The following is a 23,206-nucleotide window of genomic DNA, read 5'->3' on the forward strand; positions in this document are numbered from 1 at the left end:
AATCAGTACCGTTGCACCGATGGCGATGGGTTTATTCCCCATCGCCATTTTTTTTGTTTGCGCCATCGGTATTCGGCTTGGCGCCAAACAGGCCGAACATGTTCTGCGTATTCAGGTAAAGCGCCTTGGACTGGTCGACGTACTGGCGCATCAGGTCCTGCATCACAGGCGTCTGCTGGCGCATGAATGTGCTCCAGGCTTCGGACGATTGCGCGCCGGTCTGCGACTGGATGTCGATCACGGTCTGAATGCTTTTGTCGAGGTAGCTGCCGAGTACGCCCTGATAAGGACCGTAGAACTGGATAATCCCCATCAGCATTTCGCTGGTGAAAATCGGCTCACCGCCGCTTTCGGCTTCCAGAATGACTTGCAGCAGGATACTGCGGGTCAGGTCTTCGCCACTCTTGGCGTCCACCACCTGAAACTCAACTTTATCGACGACCAGCTGGCGTATGTCCGCGAGGGTCAGGTGACTGCTAGTGTGCGTGTCATAGAGTCGGCGATTGGGGTACTTCTTGATCAGGCGGGGCGTTTTCCGGTCTGTCATGCGGGGTGTCTCGTGGCGTGCCTGGTTTGCAGGCATCTTAACCTACTATGGTCACCGCCGCGGATTGGGGGTAAGGCAGAATCAAAAGATCGCAGCCTGCGGCAGCTCCAGGATGAGCGTGTATCTTCAAATGCACACGTTACCTTGTAGGAGGCGAAGGCGCCCTGACATCCGACCTATTATATGTTGACCGAGTACATATCCATTCCTGCGGTAACGGCCACCTATGGTTCCGCTCTTACAGCGGGTCACTTGGAAGAGCCCCAAGTAACCAAGGGCTCTTGCCCCTGGCGTTCGGTGCCTCGCTGTGGCTCGGCATGCCCTCGCTCCGGTCCTGCTCCGTGGGCCCGCCGCCATCCATGCCGGTTTGCCCACTGCGCAGAACCTCCACTCGGCCTCTCGATATAGGTTGTCCGTTCCTTTCCTCTTCCATACTTCGGTGTCTGGAAGTCAGTTTTAATCAAGGGAAGGAGCATGCACCCGTGGGCTACGAATATGCCTCTCAAGCACGCGATGATTACCTCCTCACCTTCGAGCCCACAGGTGCGCTTGCGCCCTCTAACGAATACTCAGGGAAAGCCCGACACGGCTCTCTATATCGCTTTCGCTGGACGTAAGCATGCATGTTCCTGCATGTACTTTAGCGCCTGTGGAGGTTGTTGATGCAAACGCTCCTGTCTCAGAAATTCACTGCTTATGTCGGAATAGATTGGGCAGATACCAAGCATGACGTGTGTTTGCAGGTCGCGGGGGAAACCCGGCGGCACTTCTCTGTCATCGACCACACACCCCAATCGATTGATCGTTGGGCGAAATCGTTGTTTGAGCGCTACGGCGCTCCGATCGCGATTGCTCTTGAGCTCAACAAGGGCCCGTTGGTGGCGGCCCTGCAAAAGTACGAGTTCTTTTGCCTGTTTCCAATCAATCCGAGCACCTTGGCCAAACACCGTAAAACCTTTGTCCGCAGCGGTGCCAAGGATGATCCGACCGATGCTCAATGGGCGCTTGAGTTGTTGCTCACCTATCCCCAACGGTTTGCGCAGCTGATGCCGCAAAGCCCGGCCATGCGTATTTTGGCCAGCCTGACAGAACATCGACGTGCACTGGTTGATGAGCGAGTGAAGGTCAGCAACCGCTTGATCTGTACGCTCAAACAGTATTATCCATTGGCCCTGGAGCTGTTTAGCAGTCATGACACCGTGGTGTTCTGTGACTTTCTGATGCGCTGGCCCACGCTTGAGCACATCAAGCGTTCTCGCCAGAGTACTTTTCTCAAGTTCTTTAATGAGCACAACGCTCGTCACGCTCAACTCAATCAAACGCGCTGGGAAATCATCACCCAAGCGATGCCTTTGACACAGGACCCGGGGGTAATACGTCCTTCGCAGTTGTACGCAACAGCCTTGGCGTCGCAACTTAAAGGGCTCCTTTCCACCATCAAGGATTTTGATCGCGAGATCGAAGAAACGGCCAGCACCTTGGCCGATTACCCGATCTTTAAGGCACTCCCTGGCGCCGGCCAACATCTTGCGCCGCGCCTGATGGTGGCTTTTGGTGAACAGCGTGATCGATTTAGCGACGCCAATGCGATGCAGCGATATGCCGGAATCGCACCCGTTACCGAGCGTAGCGGAAAGAAGAAAGTCGTGTATTGGCGCTACCAATGCTCAACCTTCTTGCGTCAGACCTTTGTCGAATGGGCCGCTCACAGCATCACTCAATCAACGTGGGCCGAGGCTTATTATCGGCAGCAGCGGGCTAAAGGCTGCTCATACCAGGCGACCCTGAGAGCACTTGCTTTCAAGTGGATCAGAATCGTCTATCGCTGCTGGAAAAACGGCACCGTCTATGACGAAATGGCTTACTTGCAGGCTTTAACGCGGCGCGGATCAACGTTGGTAGAGGCGCCGATGGAGGTAGTCACAGGTTGACGGACAGGCTCAGGGCGTGAGGGGGCAAGAAAATCAACAGCCAAATCAGAAGCCAAAGCGAGGCGGCCTACCGGCCGGCCTGGTCGGCAGCAGTACGCATTCCCCTGTAGGAGCTGCCGCAGGCTGCGATCTTTTGATCTTCGGCTTACCAGATCGGCAATGTATAGCTGACGATCAAACGGTTTTCATCCAGGTCGCTGCCAAAGTGGGTCGAGCGAACCGTCGCGTTACGCCATTTCACGCCGACGTTTTTCAACGCACCGCTTTGAACGACATAGCCAATGTCGGTATCGCGCTCCCATTCCTTGCCCTCGGGACGGTTGCTGCCCAGGTCAATGTTGTCGCCGCGGATGTAGCGGGTCATGAAGGTCAGGCCAGGCACGCCGATGGCCGCGAAGTTGTAGTCGTAGCGTGCCTGCCAGGATTTTTCGTCCTTGCTGGCGAAGTCGCCGATCTGCACGAAATTCACCAGGAACGCGTCGCTGCCGTTGACGTAGGCAAAACCGGTGTCGCCGCTCATGCCTTGGTAACCCGATGTGCCAATCGTTGTCCGCGCGTTCAAGGCCGGTGCTCATGATTTCATCGAGAAGCCATACAACGAGCAGTTGCTGCTGGACAGCGTGCAACAAGCGCTTCGCAATTGCGCAGCTCATCGCTCTGGCAATCAGGGCCAGGAGGCGTTGCAGGCCCGTTTGCTCACACTGACGCCCAGAGAGCGCGACGTCATGCTGCCATTGGTTCAGGGGTACACCACCCGCGAAATCGCCGAGCAACTGGGCGTCAGTGCAAAAACCGTCGATCTGTACCGCTCTCGCGTCATGAAACGCATGCAGGCCAGCACATTGCCGGACCTGGTGGGCATGGCTATCGCGGCGAACATGGTTGATCCACTGAAGCTGCGTTGATCCTTCATGTCGTGTAATGAGCGTCTATGCTGGGCTAACTAGATTCCCTACCTTCGCACTGAACTGCCAGGAGACATCATGGTGCCCACATCGCTCTCAACGAAAGCATTGTCCCGCGGACTGCTCGATGTGCTGATCCGCGCTGGACTGATTGTCGTTCTGGTGCTGTTCTGCTTCGAGATCTTCCGTCCGTTTCGCGACCTGATGTTGTGGTCGATCATCCTGGCGATCACCCTTTACCCATTGCAAGAGCGGCTCCGGGGCCCGCTGGGGCGAAAAGAAGGGCGCATTTCGACGCTGATCGTGCTGGTGGCCGTCGTCATCCTCATGGTCCCGATCTACCTGATGGGCACCTCGATTGCCGACTCGGTCGAAAACGCCATGACTGTGGTCCGGGACGAAGGCATCCGCATTCCGCCACCGGCCGATTCCGTCGCCACATGGCCACTGGTGGGTAAACAATTGTCGGCGCTATGGCTGCAGGCAGCCACCGACCTGCCTGGCCTGACGGCGAAGTACATACCGCAGATCAAAGACGTCAGCCTGACGTTGCTGGGCAAGGTGGCCGGTGTCGGCATGGGTTTGCTGATGTTCATTGTCGCGCTGATCATTGCCGGGATCTTCATGGCCTACGGCGAAGCGGGTAGCCGCGCCGCGGTGCAGATCGCCTCGCGGATCAACGGACCGGTGAAAGGCCCCCAGGTGGCCGCCTTGTGTACCGCAACCATCCGCGCTGTGGCGCTCGGGGTGGTCGGCATCGCGTTCATCCAGATGCTGCTGGTGGGGCTCGGGTTCGTGTTCAAGGGTGTGCCCGGTGCCGGGCTGCTGGCATTGGCGGTGCTGCTGTTGGGCATCATGCAGCTTCCGGCGACGTTGGTGACAATACCGGTCATTGCTTATGTCATCGCTACCGAAGGGGCCAGCACCGTGACCATCGTCTTCTCCATCTACGTCTTCGTCGCGGGCCTGGTGGACAATGTGCTCAAGCCATTGTTGCTGGGGCGCGGCGTCGACGTGCCGATGCCGGTAATATTGATCGGAGCCCTGGGCGGGATGGTCACCGGCGGCATCCTTGGCTTGTTCATCGGTCCGGTGGTGCTGGCGGTCGGTTATCAGTTGTTCTGGCAGTGGGTGCAGGATCCGCCGCCGGCGGTGGAGGAAAGGCTGTAGCGCCTCATCCACAGGAACGACCGTACAGGGACCGGCCTGTATTTGGCGGGTTCCTGGTTCAGAACCCGAGGTAGCCGCAGTAGACCAGGGCCAACGCTGCGGCGATCCCGAAGGCTCCCAGCGCCTTTATGGTCGAGGGGTGCGCTGACAGGGGGCTGGTCATGCGCTGTGGGCGGGGGGCCGGATACGCAACCGGTTGATAGTGTCCGCGCATGATTGCCAGATAGGTATATCGAAAACCTATCAACAGGAACAGGCTCGCCAGGCTGAGGACAATGGCTGCAAAGGTTGTCAGTTCATCCACCGGCACCGGGCGCTCTATATCGCAGGCAGCGCTATCGACTTGCGCGACAGTGATTTGCCCATGATCCGGCGAAGCCCGTGTTCCTTCATTGTGCAGCCTGGCCTGTTGCAACAGGTCCAGGGTCTGGTACTGCCAGAGTGTCGAAGATCCTTCCCGGCAGTAGGTGAACGTTTCAGGGCTTGGGGCGGCCACGATGCACGCGTCGTCGATCCCGCGTTTTTTAAGGGTTTCAATGGCGGTTCTGGTGAAATCTAGATCGAGGACAGGACCAATCCCTGTGGCTGCAACCGCGCCCGAGACCAGCAGACTCCCCACAACGCCGATAGTTGAAGTTTTCAAGGCTGGATTTTCCTGGTTTTTATTGGATTTATGTCAGGGACGCGCAGCTTTAATGAACCTGCCAGTAGTGGAGTCTAGAACGCGTTAGTCACTTTGAGAAGCATGCGCATTTAAAAAATTGCACTGGCCAGACTATTCACAGTCATCGGCAACGGCCTTCTCGGCACGTTGGATTTCCTGTTTTATATCGGTGGTGATTTTCTGTTCCTTGCGTTCCTGACCGAGGAATTTTTGCTCGCCCCGGGACTTGACCTCCGCATCTTCAGCATGGATCTGCGCTTCGATGGCGGCAGAATGCTGATCGATCACGGCATCGACCTCGGCTTCGTTCTTTGCAGTATCCAGCGCCGAAACCAGTTTGCCGGCTTCGGCCTTTTCGGCTTCGGCATAGGCCTCGACCGACAACCCGGCGGCCAAGGCCCGCGCCTGTACTTCCAGATCCTTGAGGTGCTGGCGCGCTAACGTACAGACCGCTTCCTGGCGCTGACTCTGGAGCGCTTCCCAGGTGTTCAATCCATAGACAGCGGTACCGATGACGACGATCGTTGCAGCGACCCCCAGTAATTGGCCTTTCACATTCCATCCCCTCAAGTGGCCAACAAAACAGCCTTTGGCAGTGATTGCCCGAATCCATTCGGGGAATGAAAAGCGTAGCAGACTGAGTGGCACTCAAGGTCCGTCCAGTTCGTTAGAAAGGATTTGCAGGAGAAAGCTCGCACTTACAGTGGATGACTTTCGCTTGTCTCGTTGGCGCAGCACCAGCGATTTCGTCCTTGTTGTTTTGCCACATAGAGCAGGGCGTCAGCGGCTTTGATCAAGGTGGCCGGCGTCACGTCCTCGAAGCTCGGGCAGCTTGTGGTGATGCCCGCACTGGCCGTGACCCTGCCCAAGGGATGTGCGCAATGCTCGATGCCCAGTGCTCGAATGGCTTGCAGAATCTCTTCGGCGACCTGTGCTGCGCCAGCGCCATCAGTGTTGGGAAGCAGCACTGTAAATTCCTCGCCACCGTACCTGACGGCAAGATCCCCTGGTCGTTTGACCGCCCGCTGGATCGCTGCCCCTACCGCGCCCAGGCAATCATCGCCGGCAGCGTGCCCATAACTGTCGTTGTAGCGTTTGAAGTAATCGACATCGAGCATGATCAGTGACAGCGTAGATCCTTGGCGCGCCGCCAGGCGAATCTCCTCCAGCAGCGCAGTATCCAGGCGTCGACGATTGCCCAGGCCAGTCAGGCTGTCGGTCAACGCCATGTCGCGCATGGCCTGGTGTGCGTGACGCAACTTTCTTTCCGTCACCATTCTCTGGCGCAACTGACTCAAGACGATGAGTCCGAACACCGCGAGCACCCCGATCAGAACCACCAGCACCCATCCTGTTTTCAGTAGGTCACGGCGCCAGGGTGCGGTGATGGATTCACGGGAAAGCCCGGCTTCCACCACCAGAGGGTAGGTGGTCAACGCCCTGTAGCCGTACAGGCGTTCGGTGTCGTCCACGATGGCTTTGACTTCGGCGACGCCTTGGCTGGCATTGGGTAGATAGCGCTTGAAAATCTCGCTGTCCGCCAGGCTTTTACCCACCACGGATGCGATGAAGGGACGCCGCACCAGGATGGTTCCGTTGCGCATGGCCAGCACCAGGGCGCCCTTGTCATCGATCTTGAAGTCGCCGTAGTAGTCAACGAAGTAGCTGACTTTGATCGTCCCAAGGAGAACGCCGGCGAAGGTTCCATCCGGATTGTTCAAGCGGCGAGAGATGGGGATGATCAGATCGTTGGTGGATCTACTCTTGACCACCTCGCCGATGCGCACGTTTTTATCGTCGTGCGTGCGGTGATACTGGAAGTAATCGCGGTCGGCGTTATTGGCGGGCTCCGGCGTGACCTCCTTGTCCGTCACGATCCATTGCCCGTCGGGGCCGTAGATGAACAGGCCGTGCAGCTGCGGCATGATTTTCGATTGCTGAACCAACAGTTTGTGAATGCGCGCGACGTTGATGTTCTGCAATCCGTCGCCTTCCACCCGTTCACCGAGCGCGGCGGTCAGTACATCCACTTGCCGAATGGCATCTTCGGCGTGCTGCGCCGTGGCTCGCGCCAGGTTCGTCACGGAGTCGCGGGCAGAGGCGAAGGCTGACCGATAATCACGCCACGTCCGCCAACCCTCAACCGCGAGAAACGCCAGGATCACCACCAGCATGAAGCTCACGGTGAGTCGGAAAACAGCTCCAGCTCGCACGGTTTTCGCAGACACAGTTTCAACGCTGCCATCAACCATGGGCGGTGGCTGCTTGCGTCCGGGCATCAACATCTCCTTTTTCGAGCGATCCGCACATGCCGCTCGCCATCTTCAGCTGCCCAGGCTCGCCGAAGGGCAGTCTGGACTAGACAAGACCGACAAATGACAGAATCACCAGGACGATCACTACGGCACCAACGATGTAGATAATATTGTTCATGAAGACCACCTCTGTATCTCAAGGGGTTGCGACACCGGGGTGTCTAGTACAAATGACACCTTGATACGCACTTGCGTTCCGCAATCCGCTCGCAGAATCAATCTTCCTCTGCGGTAGTGACTCGTGGGGGGCATCAACCTGTCCCACTCACAATAGCAGTCGATCATGCCCTGAAAGACCTGGCATTTACGAACAGGTGTGCAATACATTTCTGCAAGATTGCTGCCTTGCCTCCCTCGATCTGAATGCCGCCCAGGGCATTACCCAGCTCGATGGCCACGCGCTGAAATGGGAGCGCCATGCCGAGTTTTTCACCCTGACCCTGGTGGTCACTTCCTCCTGCGATGAGCTGTCCTGGACGGCGCGTCAACCGGCGCCTGAATGCGTACGGATGATACGCCGCCTTCTGGAAATCGAGACCTACCGGATGATGTCCTCGTTATCCTTGACCATGGCCAAAGACTTGAGCGCGCAGCTTGATGTTTTTGACAAGACCCTGGTCACCCTCTCCGAACGCAACGCCGGCCCCGACGGCAGCAATGCTAAAGCCCTGCTTGCGGATATCTCCAACCTTTCTGCCCAGGTAGTCAGCAGCACCGCGAAAACCCGCCACCGCTTCAGTGCCACCCAGGCCTATGCTCAATTGGTGTACGAGCGCCTGGGTGAATTGCGAGAAAGTCACGTAGGTGATTGCCAGCGCCTTGGCGTGTTTATCGAACGCCGCTTCAAACCCAGGGGCTGCACCTGCTCGGCGTCGCGCTGACCCCGCGCGAGGCCATGTTGGCCATGGCACCCCTCGCGGTCGGCATTCTTGCGTTGATCGTGCTTCGTATCAAAAAAGTCAAAGAGCACTGAGGCGACGAAACCATTGCTCACTCCCTGCTTCGTCTTCACGCTCATCTCTGACGCAAGAAAGCACACCCTTGGCGGCAGAGAGTCAGGGAGACTTTGCCGACATCAATATTCGCTGCTAATGTTACTTTGCCGATTGTTGCGCTCGGGAATCCCGAATCACGGAGACCAAGACTATGGCACGCGATCAGACCGCAAACGTCCTCACTCGGCGCGAGGTGCTGCGCATCACAGGTTTAGGGGCCGTGGCGGTGGGTCTTGGCGTGAGTCCTGCTGGAAGTAGCGAGGTTTCTACCTTGAGCGCTCCCGCCCAAGCTGTCAGTGACAAGGCGCGAGCGCCTGGTCCTTACAACATCCTGTTCATTCTGACTGATCAAGAGCGCTTTTTCCGTCCAGGTGAATTACCAGCCGGCTACAGCCTGCCCGCGCATGAGCGGTTGATGAAACAGGGCACGACCTTCGTCAACCACCGCATCGGTTCCTGTGTGTGCACGCCATCGCGTTCGGTGCTCTACACCGGCCAACACATCCAGCATACAAGGATGTTCGATAACACCAACTTCCCATGGATCGAAAGCATGTCGACCGAGATTCCAACCATCGGGGACATGTTGCGTGCGGCGGGTTATTACACCGCCTACAAAGGCAAATGGCATCTGACCAAGGAGTTCGAGACAGCCAATCAGGTCGACACGCCCACAAAGATTTTCACCAAGGAAATGGAGGCCTACGGCTTCTCTGATTACTTCGGCATCGGCGACATCATCGCCCACACCCAGGGCGGATACCTCCACGACGGCATCATCACCGCCATGGGCAGTAGTTGGCTGCGAGGCAGGGGGCGCGAGTTGGCAGCACAAGGCAAACCCTGGTTGCTCGCGGTAAACCTGGTGAACCCGCATGATGTGATGTACTACGATACCGATGGCCCAGGCACCGTGATCCAGGCCAAGCGCGGCATCATGCACGTGGCGCGCGATCCGGTCGATCCACTGTATGACCAGCAGTGGGATTTCAAGCTTGCGCCAAATCATGTGCAGCCGCTTGACGCGCCCGGTCGTCCACCCGCGCACCGCGATTTTCTGCGCTCGCATGACGCTCTGGTAGGTTCCATTCCGAGCGAAGAAGCTCGCTGGCGTCGGCGGCATAACTACTACTTGAATTGCCTGCGCGACGTCGACCGCAATATCGCTGCGCTACTTGCTGAACTTGACGCTTCGGGGCTGAGCGACCGGACGATCATTGTTCTCACCGCGGACCACGGTGATATGGACGGCGCACATCAGCTCCACGCCAAAGGCGCGGTGGCGTACCGAGAACAAAATAACGTTCCACTTCTCATCGTCCACCCAGCCTATGCGGGCGGCAGGGAGTGTCGGGCCGTGACTTCGCACGTCGACATCGCACCGACACTTGTCGGATTGACCGGTACAACGCCTGAGAAGCGGGCGAGCATCGTAAAAGGACTCCCCGGCAAGGATCTATCCGGTTTGCTGGCTGCTCCGCACAAGGCCGAGTTCAATGCCGTCAGGGAGGGCGCGCTGTTCAACTACAACATGTTTGCCTACATGGATGGCGACTTTCTCAACAAGGCCATGGACTACGTCCGACAGGGAGGCAAACAGGACCAGCTCAAGAGTGCAGGCATTGTCCCGGACATGAAGAAGCGTGGGGCAGTGCGCTCGGTCTATGATGGGCGCTACGTGTTCGCCCGTTATTTCTCGCCCAAGGAGCACAACCAGCCAAAAACCCTGGAAGATATCTACCGGTCCAACGACGTAGAGGTGTACGACCTTCAAGTCGATCCACTGGAGATGAACAACCTCGGGATGGGTGACAAGCAGAATCGCGAACTTGTCATGGCCATGAACGAGAAACTCAATCGACTGATCGAAACCGAGGTCGGCGAGGACCGTGGACAGATGCTCCCCGGCGGCATCGATGCGGGATGGGAAGTGACAGCGCAGACGATGGCGCCTTGAGATTTTCGATCCCCTGTAGATGCCGTCTTGAGACTGGTCGCGTAACTGCGGCCATTTTCTTGCGGGTGTACATATTCATTGCTGCGAGTGAAGCTCCTGAGGGAGCTGGCGGCTGATCCGCGATCCCCTGTGGGAGCGAGCCTGCTCGCGAAAAACGCCCAGACAACGCGATCATCCAGACAGTACGCGTTATCGTTAACGTCCTTCGCGAGCAGGCTCGCTCCCACAGGGAATTGGGGGTATTTGCCAAAGTCAGGTCGGCTTTAAGGGCGCCTCGCTTTGGCTTTTGATCCAGGCGCCGCGTTAAACCACGATGGCCGAACGCAGGCATTGCACTTTTTCAATGGGCTTGCAGGTTCGCCTAGGCGCTGGCATCTGTTTCATGCTCATCGGCGAAGGCCATGAGCACGTCCAGGTCGAGCACATCCAGTTTGATCCGGGAGATAAAAGCCGAGAAGGCCAGGTTGGCGGCGAGCAGACGCAGATCCGCGGCCCAGGCCGGCAGATGAACCGGTCCCTGGAGCCAGCCGGATTCGAAGAGCGGGGCCAGGCGTACCGTGTCCCCAAGGCTCAGACGCCCGGCGAACAGATAGCCGACCAGTTCCGGTCGGTTATCCCGGATCGCGATGCGCAGCAGGGTGTGCACGCCGAGCAAACCGGTCAGGTAGGCCGCATCCTTGGTGAACGCCGAACCGCCGCGCAGATCGGCGCCGCGGAACACCCGTTGGGTTGAACGGAAGGATTCCTCCTGGGTCTGGCCGGCAGCGAGAAAGCCTTCGAACACCTGGATGAAATCGGCCCCATCCAGCGCCTGTTGCACCGCGAGCACGCGCAAGGCGAGGCGACGCAGGCGGTTGATGTCCATGCTGCCGGTGAACAGCTCGGCCAGGGTGGCGATACCTTCCTGAGTCTGGGTGGTACGCGGCGCGCCCAGGCCAAGGCTCTTGAGGTTCGATTGCCGCGCGCCGTTCTGCGCCGTGGCGACATGCACGAAAGCCTCGTGCTGCAGCAGTTGGTTTTTGTCCAGTTCGGAAAACAGGGCGCTGGCCCGCAGGCGGATGCGGCTCGCCCCGGCGATAGCCTTGGCGGCCAGGGTCGGATCGAGCACCACCGTGATCCGGCCCGGGCCAAAGAAGCGGTCAAGTTCCGGTTGCATCCAGGCAGCGAAGGCTTCGGCCGGGATCTCGGCCGGGCTCGGTGGGATTCGCGCACCACCCAGCAGGGCGTCGGTGGTCTTGAGGAAGAAGTTTGCCGCGTCCAGCATGCTCAGGTTCAGGTTGGGGTAGTAGAAGTCCGGACGGCGGTACAGCGCTGACGAATACTGAGTAAAGGCGGGTGTGCCAATGGCACCGAGCATGCGCCCGGCCGTGGCATAGCTGCGCGCTGTCATGGCCAGGTGGCGCCCGGCCGGATGCCCCTCATCGCAGCGGCCGATAAAGGCTTCGAGCGCGCCAATGTCGGCGCTGTGATCACGCGGGCACAACTCGACCCTGGGCAATTCGGCTTGCCCGGCGCGCCAACGCGCCAGGAAAGCTTCCTCGACCCCATCTGGCCAGGCCAGGGCATCCAGCACGCGGATCTTGCGCACCAGACCGGGCAGAGCGGCATCGAGTTCGGACAGGGGAGCGCTGCTCACGCACATCTCCTTGAGAAATCAGGTTCATTCGTTAAAGCTTAGTCGCTGTCGAGGCGTCGCGGTGCGACGGGTCAAGTTTGAATCGGCAGCGAAAAAAGCTTTTCAAACTACACTGAAAATTTGTTGAAACCGCCCTGAGATAAAAGACCGGTGTCTTTGCCTGTCTCCATGGGCCTCACGCTGACGCGGCCGTGCGAGGATGACAACATGCAAGGCACAGCAGAGCAAAAGCGGGCTCGCGTACTTGATCCGGTCGATCGTGTGACGGAAGTGATCTTTGGCCTGCTCATGGCAATGACCTTCACTGGAACCATCAGCGTGGCGTCGGCTGGTCAGGAGGCGGAACGCACGATGATGTTCGCCGCGCTGGGGTGCAACCTGGCTTGGGGACTTGCCGACGCGGTGATGTATTTACTGCGCACCCTGATCGAGCGCACGCGCAAACGTACGCTGTGCGCAGCCCTGAGCGGCGAAGCGGATGCGGCGACCGGACAAGCGCTGATTGCCGATGCACTGCCACCGCGTCTCGTCGCGGCGGCCGGCCCCGAAGAACTGGAGTCACTGCGTCTGCGCTTGATCAAATATGCCAATACGTCGGTACAGCCGCGTCTCGTCTGGGACGACATCAGGGGCGCGATCGGGGTTTTCCTGTTGGTGGTGTCTTCGACATTTCCCCTCGTGGTGCCGTTTTTGTTACTCGATCAGACAGCGCTTGCAGTACGCCTGTCCAACCTGGTCGGGCTGGTGGTGCTGTTCATCGCCGGTTGGATACTTGCGCGATATGCCGGCGCAAAACCCTGGGTGGGTGGTGTTGCGATGGCGGTCACTGGTGCTGTACTGATCGTCGCGATCATCGCGCTTGGTGGCTGAACAGCCAGCAATGACATTGTTTACCTGTCGACAACCTGTTTTGCTGAGGTCTTGGTCATGGCAAAGGACAAAAAGAAAGCCGCTAAGGGTTATCCCGCGCAAAGCCTGAAACTGAAGAACAAGGATTACCTTGAGCAACTGCGCCTGCTGCACGTCGAGCTGGTCAAATTGCAGGAGTGGGTAAAAGCCAAGGGCATCAAGATCTGCATTGTCTTCGAGGGGCGCGACGGCGCCGGCAAGGGCGGGACGATCAAGGCGCTTACCGAGCGCGTAAGCCCGCGGGTCTTTCGCGTGGTGGCGCTACCGGCACCGACTGATCGGGAAAAAAGCCAGATGTATCTGCAACGCTACCTGCCGCACCTGCCGGCAGCCGGCGAGGTGGTGATCTTTGATCGCAGTTGGTACAACCGGGCGGGCGTGGAGCGGGTGATGGGGTTCTGCAGCAAAGAACAGGTTGCCGGGTTTCTGCAAACGGCACCCAACGTGGAGCGGGCGATTGTCGACTCGGGCATTATCCTGCTCAAGTACTGGCTGGAAGTCAGCCCAGAGGAACAGACCCGCCGGCTCGAAGCGCGCATCAAGGATGGGCGCAAAATCTGGAAACTGACCCCCATGGACCTCAAGTCATACAGCCGCTGGTATGACTATTCACGGGCGCGTGACGACATGTTCCAGGCGACCGACACCGAGCACGCCCCCTGGCTGGTGGCCAACTCCAACGACAAACGGCGAGCGCGCCTGAACATCATCTCTGATTTGCTCAGTCGCGTTCCCTATGAGGATGTCGCGCGTGAGAAGGTGGTTTTGCCCAAGCGGCAGAAGCCCGGCGGTTATCGCGAACCGGATTATCCGCTGCGGCGGATTCCCGAAAAATTCTGACGGGCACCTTAAGCAGATCTGCGCCGGACATTAAAGGGCCACAGTCCCATGAGCCATTCGGATGCTTCGCCGCCCACCCCGGAACCGGGTCGAATTGCACGTCGCGATACCGGCGCAGATAACGGCTGGAGCCGTTGGCTGCCCGGGCTTCGAACGCTGCGCGATTACCGGATGGCCTGGTTGCGCCACGACATCATGGCCGGTCTGGTGCTCACCACGATGCTGGTGCCCGTCGGCATCGCCTACGCCGTGGCGTCAGGCGTACCCGGCATCTATGGCCTGTACGCGACCATCGTTCCGCTACTCGCTTATGCCCTGTTCGGACCCAGCCGGATCCTGGTGCTGGGGCCGGATTCCTCTCTGGCCGCCGTGATCCTCGCCGTCGTCCTGCCACTGTCGGGTGGCGACCCCCATCGCGCCGTCGCCCTGGCGGGGATGATGGCAATCGTGTCGGGAGCCGTGTGCATCCTGGCCGGCATCGCACGCCTGGGCTTCATCACCGAGCTGCTGTCCAAACCGATCCGCTACGGCTACATGAACGGGATCGCCGTGACGGTATTGATCAGCCAATTGCCGAAAATCTTCGGTTTTTCGATCGAGTCCGACGGTCCGGTCAGAAACCTGTGGGCCATCGCCACCGGGGTGATCGAAGGCAGGACCAACTGGACCACCTTCATGGTGGGCGCCGCCACCCTGGCGGTGATCCTGCTACTCAAAGGCAACAAGCGTATCCCGGGCATCCTGATCGCCGTGGCAGGTGCGACCGTCGCCGTGGGTGTGCTGGACCTTGCCACGGGCGCGGGTGTGTCGGTCCTCGGTGCGCTTCCTCAAGGTTTGCCGGCGTTCGCGATCCCCTGGATCACCCGCGCCGACATTGTCCCGGTCATCATCGGCGGTTGCGCCGTCGCCCTTGTCTCGTTCGCCGACACCAGCGTGCTCTCGCGGGTCTACGCGGCGCGAACCCGTACCTATGTCAACCCGAACCAGGAGATGGCCGGGCTCGGCTTCGCCAATCTGGCGGCGGGTTTTTTCCAGGGTTTTCCCATCAGCAGCAGTTCTTCACGCACGCCCGTGGCCGAAGCCGCCGGCGCCAAGACCCAGTTGACCGGCGTGGTTGGCGCACTGGCGGTGGCCGTGTTGCTGATGGTGGCGCCCAACCTGCTGCAGAATTTGCCCAACAGCGCACTGGCAGCCGTGGTGATTGCATCGGCCATCGGCCTGATTGAAGTCACCGACCTGCGCCGCATTTATCGTATCCAGCGCTGGGAGTTCTGGCTGTCGATCGCCTGCACCATTGGCGTCGCCGTGTTCGGTGCGATCGAGGGTATCGGCCTTGCCATCGTGATCGCCGTCATCGAATTTCTGTGGGATGGCTGGCGGCCGTACTCCGCAGTGCTGGGGCAAGCCGAGGGGGTCAAGGGCTACCACGATATCCAGCGTTATCCGCACGCTAGCCTGATCCCCGGCCTGGTCCTGTTTCGCTGGGATGCGCCGTTGTTTTTTGCCAACGCCGAACTGTTCAACGAACGCGTGCTGAACGCCGTGGCGGCATCGCCCACGCCGGTGCGCTGGTTGGTCGTGGCTGCGGAACCGGTCACCAGTGTCGACGTGACCTCTGCCGACATGTTGGCAGAGCTGGACGACACCCTGCACGCGTCGGGTATCAAGTTGTGCGTGGCGGAGATGAAGGACCCGGTCAAGGACAAACTCAAGCGTTTCGGGCTTTTCGCAAGGCTTGGCGAATCAGCGTTTTTTCCCACGATAGACGATGCAGTCGGCAGCTATCTGGCGGTTCATCCCGTGGAATAGTTGGTGGGTTGGAAGGAGGATTGCGCTTGCTATTTGCTCTTCCAGTATTTCTGCATTTCGAGAAATAGAAACGATGCGGTCCAGCTAATGAGTACCAGACCGGTCAACGCTTGCAGGCCGGTCAGGTACTTGAGCTTGCCCACGGGCGAAATATCGCCGAAACCGATTGTTGTGTAGGTAGTGAAGGAAAAATAGACACAGTCCAGCAGCGAACCATCGAAGTTGCCTGTCAGGCCGCCCCATTCGCCGGAGCGCACCATCAGGTAATAGACCAGCGCGAAGCACCAGACTTCCAACGCGTGGGCCAGCAGGGCGCCGAACACCCCGACGACAATCCGGAAACGGGTCCAGAGTTTGAGCCGCGGCAGCCAATCATTCAGACGTAACAGGCATTCGTAGTGGATCACCACGACGATGATGACCACCAGTGTATTGATCAACGTGACTGCCAGCATGGCGAACCTCCGCAGGTTTTCTTTCAGTAACTGTTGGCCGCTGGCGGCGTCATCCTTGGGGTGGTGTTTGCTTGGGGCTTGCTGTTCAGCCCTGCTCGACCTGTCGGTACCAAGGTTCGCTCAATTGCCTCTTGAGGTGGATGCTCCCTGCGAACTCGTTCGACGTTGATAGCGCCGGACGAATCCCGTTCTTCAGCCCAAATCAGCAGCCTGATGCCGTTCAGGCACCTGGCTTGCCTCATCCCCCCACGTCCGGTTGACGCGTTGGCCCCGGATGACCGCAGGCCGCTTGGCGATTTCTTCCGCCCAGCGCTGCACATGGGTGTATTGATGTGCCGATAGAAACTCGGCAGCCGAGTACACGTTGTCCCGCACCAACTGGCCGTACCAGGGCCAGACCGCGATATCGAAACGATGGTATAGCGGTCGCCGGCCAGGTAGGGGCTTTGCGCAAGGCGGCGGTCGAGGACATCCAGCTGACGCTTGGCCTCCATCGCAAAGCGGTTGATCGGGTATTCGAGCTTCTCTGGCGCGCAGGCGTAGAAATGCCCGAAGCCGCCGCCCAGGTAGGGTGCCGAACCCATTTGCCAGAACAGCCAGTTCAGGGTTTCGGTGCGGCCTGCGGGATCGGTGGGGAGGAAGGCGCCGAATTTTTCCGCCAGGTAGAGCAGGATCGAACCGGATTCGAAGACGCGGATCGGCGGCTCCACGCTGCGGTCCAGCAGCGCCGGGATCTTCGAGTTCGGGTTGATCTCGACAAAGCCGCTGGAAAACTGTTCACCCTCGCTGATGCGGATCAGCCAGGCGTCGTGCTCGGCGTCGGTATGCCCAAGCGCCAACAGCTCCTCAAGCAGGATGGTCACCTTCACGCCATTGGGCGTGGCCAGCGAATACAACTGCAACGGGTGCTTGCCCGTCGGCAGCGTCTTGTCATGGGTCGGGCCGGCAACAGGGCGGTTGATGCTGGCGAACTGGCCGCCAGACGGCGCATTGTTTTTCCAGACCTTGGGCGGAACATAAGACGCTTTGCTCACGAGATGGACCCCATGGTTTGTTTGCAGTGATGACGTTGACCGCTTGCGATCGCGTTGGGTTAAAACAGTATGTCGCGCGAGCGATACGAGCAACTGCTGTCGATTTCGCAGAGTCCCGTTCGACTATTCGTCAGGGAGTGCATTGGGGTCGTAGTCCCCTGTACGAGAACTGTCACGAGGAACAATCAGGAGAAGCATATGCGCAAGCTCATCGTTGCCGCTTTCATTAGCCTGGACGGCGTCATACAAGCACCCGGCGGGCCTGATGAAGACACCAGCGGCGAATTCCGCTTCGGTGGCTGGATTGTGCCCTACGCCGACGAGCGCTCCGGCCAGGCCACACGGGATCTGTTCTCGCAGCCATTCGAGTTGCTGCTGGGGCGTCGCACCTACGACATATTCGCGGCGTACTGGCCGCGGATAAACGCCGGGGCGCACAACTACATCGCTGATCTGTTCAACAAGGTGCCCAAACATGTGGCCACCCATCGACCCGATACGCTTGATTGGCACAACAGTCATGCACTGCAGGGAAACGTTGTCGACGCAATACGCGCGCTCAAGCAACAGGACGGCGCCCACCTGTTAACGCAGGGCAGCGCCGATCTGGTGCGCCAACTGCTGGCAGCGGGGTTGGTGGACGAGCTTCGGCTGATGACTTTTCCCGTCGTCCTCGGGCACGGCAAGCGCCTGTTCGATGACAACGCACAAGCCTCGACCTTCACGCTGGAGCACTCGACCAGTACCCCTGGCGGTGTGTTGATCAGCCGTTACGTGCGCAGCGGTGAGGTGCGCACGGGATCGTTCGACGAAGTTGAACAGCAATGATCGTAAAGAAAACGGCTCGTCAGTTAGAACGAGCCGTCGGGGGACCTAGCGAATACCGGTCCCCGCCATGGATTCCGGCACCCACTGCGCCGTCGATAGCGGCTCGATGTAGCGGATGCCGCCATGGGGGCCTACCACGCCATTGATGTTGTAGGTACCACGCGACAGGTCGTAAGTCATGAAAGGGGTGGCATCCGGGACTTGCTTGTCATAGCTCTGGCTGAAGAATGCGAAGGAGCCACGATACAGCTGGCCACTGGTGTCGTACTGATCGGAGGCCACCGCGGCCCAGGTGTCTTCATCCAGGTAAAAGCGGCGCTTCTGGTAGATGTGCTTGGCACCGGCCTTGAGGTTGCCCTCCACGACGTAGACCCGGTGTTTTTCCCAGCGTACGAAATCCGGGGCGATGAAATTGGGGGTGGTCAGCGATTTTGCTTCGCGGGCGTAGGTGAGTTTGTAGGTGTTGTAGGGCACGATCATTTCCTGCTTGCCGACCAGCGTCCAGTCATACAGCTCGAGTGCACGGGCGGTGCCGGGGTTGGGTGTGTCGTAGGCCAGGATCGAAATCTGTTTAACCCGTCGCTGGGCCGGCATGTACTGCCAGGCACGACCAGGAAACTCCGTGGGATTGGTGGCGTTCTTGAGCATGATCGACTCGCCGGCGCGGCGCGCGGGCCCGGTGTAGGACAGTTTCAATTGATAATAAATGTCCGAGCTGTTGAACGGTTTCGACATGTTCTCGTAAATCGGGAAGGACACGTATGCCTCGCCGGTGACAGCCAGGCTCGGTACGCCCGCCGTGTCGACGCTCCAGGAGTCGTACTTGGAGTGGATGTTGACCCCTTGGTAGCGCAGCAGGAAGTTCCACATCGCTTCGGCACCTGATTGCGCAATCGGGAACGGCACCCCGGGCAACACATTGTCGATGGCAATCCCGCCGTCGAGGGACCTGGCGTTAGTTGCATTCTTGCGGCTATTGTCCAGTACCGCCTGTGGCAGCGAGGCTGTGCGGTGGGTCGGATACACGTCGACGCGAAAGCCGGGATAACGTCGGGCCAACTCTACGGTGGTGGCGGTCAGCATGCCCTTGTACGAGTCGACGTTCTTGCCGTTAATTACCAGCAGCGGTTTTTCATGGGCAAAGGGATCCGGGCGCATGCTGTCGCCGGTCTTGAAACTGGAGGGGGCAGTGGTCAGGCCACCGCTGTAGGGCGGAATGGAGCCGTCGGCATTGCCGGCCTTTTCGGCACCCACCCAGGTCAGGCTGGTGCCCAGCCGGGCGGCTTCCTGGTTCGATACATAGGCTTGAGCATCGATGGCCAGCGCCATGAGGGGGATGGCGGCCAGAAGACTTTTCACGAATTGCATATTGTTATTCTCCTGCCTGGCGTACCAGGCAACTCGTGACTCAGAGGCCGCGGTGGGAACCGTCGACTCAATTGCCCGAGACTTTTTTCGTACCTCCATTAAAGAGCCCGCGATTCGGCGGCGCTTCGCATTTGACGACAGTTTCTTGGCTATTCATGACAGACCCAGGGGTTGACGAGGGTGCGCGTAAGCTCGCACCACCAGCGCAACCTGCGAAAGGTACAGTCAGTGCGCCTCCGTGCGCATCTCTCGGATTTTGCCTGCAAACTAACGGGAGTTTCCTCCTATCCGGGTTCGCGAACATTTCGCAACATTTGATCAGCTCGCTTAGCGATTTGCCGTTTTTACGTAGTCTTGCGAATACATTTTTCGCATCATGACCTCGCGGCAGAATTTTTAGATCAGTGCAAAAAACAATGCCATGGTCGTCTGCATTTTTTTGGAAGGCGTTGCTTCAGCCATTGACCAGGAGCTGTTCATTCCCTCAGGGGGTAGGCATGCAACGTCTATCGTGTTTGGTCGTATCTTCCGTCATGAGTATTCCACTATTGGCGCATGAGCCTGGCGGGATTAACAGTGCCGGAAGCCAGGTTGATGCCGCGTTTGACCTGGTGCATACGCACATCTATCGCGAGGGCAATAACCTTGTCTTTCAACAAGTCGTTGCCGGTACAGCGGGTAGCAGCACGCCAACACCTACAGGCAAATTTGCGGGCTCTGATGTTTACAGTTATGTATGGCCAACCAGTCTGGACAGCGATGCCGTCGGCTTCGAGCCCAACTCCGGCATCCTCGCGCTTGCACTGACTTCCCATCCGGACTTCGACGATACTCCGCAACTGGATGAAAACAACGACGGCAAGAAGGACAACGATGGCGGCCTGTGGCATTCCCATTGGGTTGTTTTGAGCAAAGAAGCCAGTTGTGGGCCAAGCGGTCTGAAGGTGCGCGACATTCCCAAAGACATGAAGCCTAAGATGCCAGCCACCTGGCCCGGAGTACCGCTTTATATCGACTCTCCAGGCTATGGGCTCAATGTTGGCAAGGACACGGTCACGATCCAGGTGCCGTTGGCTGCTGTCGGTTTTCCTGAAAATTTCAAATACGACGGTGTCACGGCAGGGTTGAAGGTCAACGCTGATCTGCACGACCCTCTGCTGTGCGTCAGTTCGGTCTGGGACGTTGCGTCGGGCGATCTTTCTTTGCCGGCCACCTGGAACGCCAACGACAAACCCTGAGTCGCAGCGCACACCGATTTTTCGGTGGTCGGGAGGTGTAAATGAGTGACGTCAATTATCCCAAGAAAAGCACCGCTTTGTTGTTAGTGGATCCGTACAACGACTTTCTCAGCGATGGTGGAAAGCTTGCAGGTCTCGCTAAGGCGGTGGCTGACGAAGTAGACACGCTGAATAATTTGCGCCGGGTGGTCGAGACCGTTCGCAAGGCGGGCCTTCAGATTTTCTACGTACCGCATCACCGTGCCACGCCACAGGATTTCCAGGGATGGAAGCATCCAAGCCCTTATCAGTTGGGCGCGGGTAAAGCGCAGGTGTTCGCCGTCGGTAGCTGGGGAGGGGAGTGGCACCCGGATTTTCTGCCGCAGACAAATGATGTCGTAGTTCAGGAGCATTGGGGCGGCAGCGGATTTGCCAATACGGATCTGGATTTTCAGCTCAAACAGCACGGAATCGATTCGGTCATCATAGTCGGCATGCTGGCTAACACCTGCATCGAAACGACCGGCAAGTTTGCGGCGGAACTGGGTTATCACGTCACGCTGGTGAAGGACGCCACTGCAGCGTTTTCCAAAGAGGCCATGATCGCCGCCCATGACATCAATGGGCCTACGTACGCGCACGTCATCGTAAGTACTCGCGATCTTCTCGAATTGCTTGGTTAATGCTTGAGAGGTAACCCTGATGAACGATAAAAAACTCACCCATGGTACCGGTGCGCCGGTGATCGACAACCTCAATATGAAGGTATTGCGAAAGCGCTGGCATTGACGCTCTTTGCAACAGGTGAAGATACCAACAACTCGTTCTGAACGCGCAGGCTGACTTTGGCACCTGATCGAGTCAGCCCGCTCCATCTGGCGTCACGTCATCGGGAGAGTGGTCATGAGCAGTACTGACTCAAATAAAAAAGCGTTGGTGGTCGTTGATATCCAGAACGACTATTTTCCGGGCGGCAGGTGGTCGCTGTCTCACGTCGAGGACGCCGCTGCACAAGCAGCAAGGGTGATTGGCAGGTTCCGTGAGCGGGGAGACCTCGTGGTACATATCCGGCATGAATTCAAGGATGAAAATGCACCCTTTTTCCGCCCTGGCAGCGAGGGCGCTCAGATACACGACAGCGCGAAGAACCGTGATGACGAGCCGGTGGTGCTCAAACATTTCATCAATTCGTTTCGTGAGACCGAACTGAAATCCATCCTGGACCGCCATGGGATCAACGAGGTCGTTATCGTCGGCAACATGAGTCACATGTGCGTGGATGGCATGACTCGCGCATCGGTTGATTTTGGTTATACCACCACGGTGTTGCATGACGCTTGCGCCACGCTCGATCTTGAGTTCAACGGGGTCAAGGTTCCCGCTGAGCACGTGCATGCGGCGTTTATGGCGGCGCTGAGCTTCGGTTACGCACCGGTCATTTCCACCTCTGAGTACCTGAGCCGTTGATCCGTTACACAGGCTGGGCAGATGGACGGCCGAAGCCGTCCATTTGCCTGCCGCTTTTGTGGACTACGCTGATGACCTGGACTGATCTGGCACGGAGGCTTCTTTTTACTGTTCGGGATCAGTGAGGTGCGTCGATGCAACTGATCTGCTCGGATTTCGATGAGTTCGAAGAAGCGTTGTATGGCGTGCAGGGGCGATACGTGCTGCGCACGCGGCAGCAGCGCGACTGGCAACTCAATGTGGTCGACTTGAACGGCGTGGCATTGATGACCGGCCGAGAGGGCGCCGGCACGGTGTACACGGGAATCGGCCTGCCAGGTTATTTCAATATTTTCGTGCCACTGACAGGGCACGAATCCACGGTGGTCGACGGCCATTCGTTCAACCGCCGACGAATCGGGTGGATGGTGCCCAACGCCATGTTCCATATCAACGCGAAGAGTCCGGCGAGTTGGCTGACGGTCGCAATGTCCTGCGAATTAGTGTTGCGCTGGGCATCAGTGCGCGAAGATGAATTCGATTTTGCGGTGCTGCATCGCAATATTGTCGGTGCTGTTCAGCGCAACCCTGGCCCACTGATCTGGCTGGCACGCCGGCTTTTCCATATTGATGCCCATACCCCTGACGCTCTACACAGCGAAACTACGGAGCTTGCTGCGCGCTCGGAGGTGATGGATGTGGTATTCCGCATTTTAATGTCTGTTGACCCATTAGTTATCTCCCCTCGGCACAATCGCAATCATAAAGAGATACTCAGGCGCGCATTAGGATTGGTTGAGGTGATGGAAATCCAATCCGTCCAGATCGAAGATATCTGTCACGCTACATGCGCTTCTGAACGAACCGTTCGCAACATCTTTAACGAATATCTCGGGATGAGCCCTCATCGATATTTGATGATTCGACGCTTACATGCGATCCGCGATGCAATTCGTCACGCCGGCACTGAGGATACAATCACCAGCATCTGCGCGCGATTTGGAGTCTGGGACGTCGGCCGGTTAGCGAGCCTCTACCGCCAATATTTTGGTGTATTGCCAGCGCAGACATTAAGAGCTGCGAAAGCGTTGGGTCATGCGTAGTCAGCACTGGGCATCGTTTTAGAGTTGTCGTTTAATTCGGCTCATGCCGGGCTGATAGGTAACGATTCAGGACGGAT

General features: G+C 58.4%; 18 protein-coding genes and 4 pseudogenes. 13 read left to right on the forward strand and 9 right to left on the reverse strand.

The genetic code is table 11. The features are described from left to right. Nucleotides 1-31 precede the first annotated feature (31 nt). Complete coding sequence (gene phaR, locus ACA058_RS14795; RefSeq protein WP_497639734.1) at nucleotides 32-547, reverse strand: polyhydroxyalkanoate synthesis repressor PhaR; 516 nt, start codon at nucleotides 545-547, stop codon at nucleotides 32-34. 662 nt (nucleotides 548-1,209) lie between these two features. On the opposite strand from phaR, the gene ACA058_RS14800 reads away from it, so the two are divergent. Continuing rightward, complete coding sequence (locus ACA058_RS14800; RefSeq protein WP_497635127.1) at nucleotides 1,210-2,478, forward strand: IS110 family RNA-guided transposase; 1,269 nt, start codon at nucleotides 1,210-1,212, stop codon at nucleotides 2,476-2,478. Nucleotides 2,479-2,623: 145 nt separating this feature from the next. Here the strand turns inward: ACA058_RS14800 and ACA058_RS14805 are convergent. Then, a pseudogene (locus ACA058_RS14805) lies at nucleotides 2,624-3,010 on the reverse strand (OprD family outer membrane porin); the annotation flags it as partial. A gap of 1 nt (nucleotide 3,011) precedes the next feature. Between ACA058_RS14805 and ACA058_RS14810 the strand changes: the two are divergent. Both ACA058_RS14810 and ACA058_RS14815 read left to right on the forward strand, forming a co-directional pair. Further along, a pseudogene (locus ACA058_RS14810) lies at nucleotides 3,012-3,383 on the forward strand (response regulator transcription factor); the annotation flags it as partial. A 78-nt stretch (nucleotides 3,384-3,461) separates the two neighbouring features. Beyond that, nucleotides 3,462-4,553 carry an AI-2E family transporter gene (locus ACA058_RS14815; protein ID WP_497639735.1) on the forward strand — a complete coding sequence of 364 codons (1,092 nt, stop codon included), beginning with the start codon at nucleotides 3,462-3,464 and terminating at the stop codon, nucleotides 4,551-4,553. 58 nt (nucleotides 4,554-4,611) lie between these two features. Here the strand turns inward: ACA058_RS14815 and ACA058_RS14820 are convergent, their stop codons facing one another. The 3 genes from ACA058_RS14820 to ACA058_RS14830 all read right to left on the reverse strand — a co-directional run bounded on the left by ACA058_RS14820 (nucleotide 4,612) and on the right by ACA058_RS14830 (nucleotide 7,496). Further along, nucleotides 4,612-5,196 carry a hypothetical protein gene (locus ACA058_RS14820; RefSeq protein WP_497639736.1) on the reverse strand — a complete coding sequence of 195 codons (585 nt, stop codon included), beginning with the start codon at nucleotides 5,194-5,196 and terminating at the stop codon, nucleotides 4,612-4,614. 132 nt (nucleotides 5,197-5,328) lie between these two features. Then, the gene (locus tag ACA058_RS14825; protein ID WP_497639737.1) at nucleotides 5,329-5,772 is read right to left on the reverse strand and encodes a hypothetical protein; all 444 of its coding nucleotides are present in this window, start codon (nucleotides 5,770-5,772) and stop codon (nucleotides 5,329-5,331) included. A 143-nt stretch (nucleotides 5,773-5,915) separates the two neighbouring features. Continuing rightward, nucleotides 5,916-7,496, reverse strand: coding sequence for a sensor domain-containing diguanylate cyclase (locus ACA058_RS14830; RefSeq protein WP_497639738.1), 1,581 nt, complete (start codon nucleotides 7,494-7,496; stop codon nucleotides 5,916-5,918). A gap of 359 nt (nucleotides 7,497-7,855) precedes the next feature. Between ACA058_RS14830 and ACA058_RS14835 the strand changes: the two are divergent. Next, nucleotides 7,856-8,407 (forward strand): annotated as a pseudogene (locus ACA058_RS14835) (DUF3422 family protein); the annotation flags it as partial. A gap of 271 nt (nucleotides 8,408-8,678) precedes the next feature. Further along, nucleotides 8,679-10,484, forward strand: coding sequence for a sulfatase family protein (locus ACA058_RS14840; RefSeq protein ID WP_497639739.1), 1,806 nt, complete (start codon nucleotides 8,679-8,681; stop codon nucleotides 10,482-10,484). A 361-nt stretch (nucleotides 10,485-10,845) separates the two neighbouring features. On the opposite strand, the gene ACA058_RS14845 is transcribed toward ACA058_RS14840, so the two are convergent. Continuing rightward, a complete protein-coding gene (locus ACA058_RS14845; protein WP_497639740.1) occupies nucleotides 10,846-12,120 on the reverse strand; it encodes a peptidase MATCAP family protein in 1,275 nt (424 codons plus the stop codon). A 207-nt stretch (nucleotides 12,121-12,327) separates the two neighbouring features. On the opposite strand from ACA058_RS14845, the gene ACA058_RS14850 reads away from it, so the two are divergent. From ACA058_RS14850 to ACA058_RS14860, 3 genes are read left to right on the forward strand one after another with little or no spacing between them, the layout of a single operon-like run. Continuing rightward, on the forward strand, nucleotides 12,328-12,990 hold the full coding sequence (locus ACA058_RS14850) for a hypothetical protein (protein ID WP_497639933.1): 663 nt from the start codon (nucleotides 12,328-12,330) through the stop codon (nucleotides 12,988-12,990). 57 nt (nucleotides 12,991-13,047) lie between these two features. Next, nucleotides 13,048-13,869 (forward strand): polyphosphate kinase 2, encoded by an 822-nt coding sequence (gene ppk2, locus ACA058_RS14855; protein WP_497639741.1) that lies wholly within the window; start codon nucleotides 13,048-13,050, stop codon nucleotides 13,867-13,869. A gap of 48 nt (nucleotides 13,870-13,917) precedes the next feature. Then, nucleotides 13,918-15,678, forward strand: a complete 1,761-nt coding sequence (locus ACA058_RS14860; protein ID WP_497639742.1) for a SulP family inorganic anion transporter — start codon at nucleotides 13,918-13,920, stop codon at nucleotides 15,676-15,678. A gap of 29 nt (nucleotides 15,679-15,707) precedes the next feature. Here ACA058_RS14860 and ACA058_RS14865 read toward each other — a convergent pair whose 3' ends face one another. Beyond that, nucleotides 15,708-16,133, reverse strand: a complete 426-nt coding sequence (locus ACA058_RS14865) for a potassium channel family protein (protein ID WP_497639743.1) — start codon at nucleotides 16,131-16,133, stop codon at nucleotides 15,708-15,710. A 192-nt stretch (nucleotides 16,134-16,325) separates the two neighbouring features. Then, nucleotides 16,326-17,167 (reverse strand): annotated as a pseudogene (gene yghU / locus ACA058_RS14870) (glutathione-dependent disulfide-bond oxidoreductase). Between the two features lie 198 nt (nucleotides 17,168-17,365). On the opposite strand from yghU, the gene ACA058_RS14875 reads away from it, so the two are divergent. Further along, complete coding sequence (locus ACA058_RS14875) at nucleotides 17,366-17,995, forward strand: dihydrofolate reductase family protein (RefSeq protein ID WP_497639744.1); 630 nt, start codon at nucleotides 17,366-17,368, stop codon at nucleotides 17,993-17,995. A 45-nt stretch (nucleotides 17,996-18,040) separates the two neighbouring features. Here ACA058_RS14875 and ACA058_RS14880 read toward each other — a convergent pair whose 3' ends face one another. Beyond that, complete coding sequence (locus tag ACA058_RS14880) at nucleotides 18,041-19,363, reverse strand: DUF1329 domain-containing protein (protein ID WP_497639745.1); 1,323 nt, start codon at nucleotides 19,361-19,363, stop codon at nucleotides 18,041-18,043. Between the two features lie 497 nt (nucleotides 19,364-19,860). On the opposite strand from ACA058_RS14880, the gene ACA058_RS14885 reads away from it, so the two are divergent. The 4 genes from ACA058_RS14885 (at nucleotide 19,861) to ACA058_RS14900 (ending at nucleotide 23,129) form a co-directional block, all read left to right on the forward strand. Further along, nucleotides 19,861-20,601: a hypothetical protein gene (locus ACA058_RS14885; protein ID WP_497639746.1), complete on the forward strand. Its 741-nt coding sequence runs from the start codon at nucleotides 19,861-19,863 to the stop codon at nucleotides 20,599-20,601. 41 nt (nucleotides 20,602-20,642) lie between these two features. Continuing rightward, on the forward strand, nucleotides 20,643-21,263 hold the full coding sequence (locus tag ACA058_RS14890; RefSeq protein WP_497639747.1) for a cysteine hydrolase family protein: 621 nt from the start codon (nucleotides 20,643-20,645) through the stop codon (nucleotides 21,261-21,263). A gap of 220 nt (nucleotides 21,264-21,483) precedes the next feature. After that, nucleotides 21,484-22,047 (forward strand): cysteine hydrolase family protein, encoded by a 564-nt coding sequence (locus ACA058_RS14895; RefSeq protein WP_497639748.1) that lies wholly within the window; start codon nucleotides 21,484-21,486, stop codon nucleotides 22,045-22,047. A gap of 134 nt (nucleotides 22,048-22,181) precedes the next feature. Further along, on the forward strand, nucleotides 22,182-23,129 hold the full coding sequence (locus tag ACA058_RS14900; RefSeq protein ID WP_497639749.1) for an AraC family transcriptional regulator: 948 nt from the start codon (nucleotides 22,182-22,184) through the stop codon (nucleotides 23,127-23,129). The last annotated feature ends 77 nt before the right edge of the window (nucleotides 23,130-23,206 follow it).

Source organism: Pseudomonas sp. LBUM1649 (assembly GCF_059716155.1).

Coding starts and splice junctions, on each gene's coding strand:
- ACA058_RS14880 (WP_497639745.1), bottom strand. CDS start 19,363: ATGCAATTCGTGAAAAGTCTTCTGGCCGCCATCCCCCTCATGGCGCTG.
- ppk2 (WP_497639741.1), top strand. CDS start 13,048: ATGGCAAAGGACAAAAAGAAAGCCGCTAAGGGTTATCCCGCGCAAAGC.
- ACA058_RS14800 (WP_497635127.1), top strand. CDS start 1,210: ATGCAAACGCTCCTGTCTCAGAAATTCACTGCTTATGTCGGAATAGAT.
- ACA058_RS14885 (WP_497639746.1), top strand. CDS start 19,861: ATGCAACGTCTATCGTGTTTGGTCGTATCTTCCGTCATGAGTATTCCA.
- phaR (WP_497639734.1), bottom strand. CDS start 547: ATGACAGACCGGAAAACGCCCCGCCTGATCAAGAAGTACCCCAATCGC.
- ACA058_RS14830 (WP_497639738.1), bottom strand. CDS start 7,496: ATGCCCGGACGCAAGCAGCCACCGCCCATGGTTGATGGCAGCGTTGAA.
- ACA058_RS14860 (WP_497639742.1), top strand. CDS start 13,918: ATGAGCCATTCGGATGCTTCGCCGCCCACCCCGGAACCGGGTCGAATT.
- ACA058_RS14895 (WP_497639748.1), top strand. CDS start 21,484: ATGAGCAGTACTGACTCAAATAAAAAAGCGTTGGTGGTCGTTGATATC.
- ACA058_RS14875 (WP_497639744.1), top strand. CDS start 17,366: ATGCGCAAGCTCATCGTTGCCGCTTTCATTAGCCTGGACGGCGTCATA.
- ACA058_RS14890 (WP_497639747.1), top strand. CDS start 20,643: ATGAGTGACGTCAATTATCCCAAGAAAAGCACCGCTTTGTTGTTAGTG.
- ACA058_RS14815 (WP_497639735.1), top strand. CDS start 3,462: ATGGTGCCCACATCGCTCTCAACGAAAGCATTGTCCCGCGGACTGCTC.
- ACA058_RS14865 (WP_497639743.1), bottom strand. CDS start 16,133: ATGCTGGCAGTCACGTTGATCAATACACTGGTGGTCATCATCGTCGTG.
- ACA058_RS14840 (WP_497639739.1), top strand. CDS start 8,679: ATGGCACGCGATCAGACCGCAAACGTCCTCACTCGGCGCGAGGTGCTG.
- ACA058_RS14900 (WP_497639749.1), top strand. CDS start 22,182: ATGCAACTGATCTGCTCGGATTTCGATGAGTTCGAAGAAGCGTTGTAT.
- ACA058_RS14850 (WP_497639933.1), top strand. CDS start 12,328: ATGCAAGGCACAGCAGAGCAAAAGCGGGCTCGCGTACTTGATCCGGTC.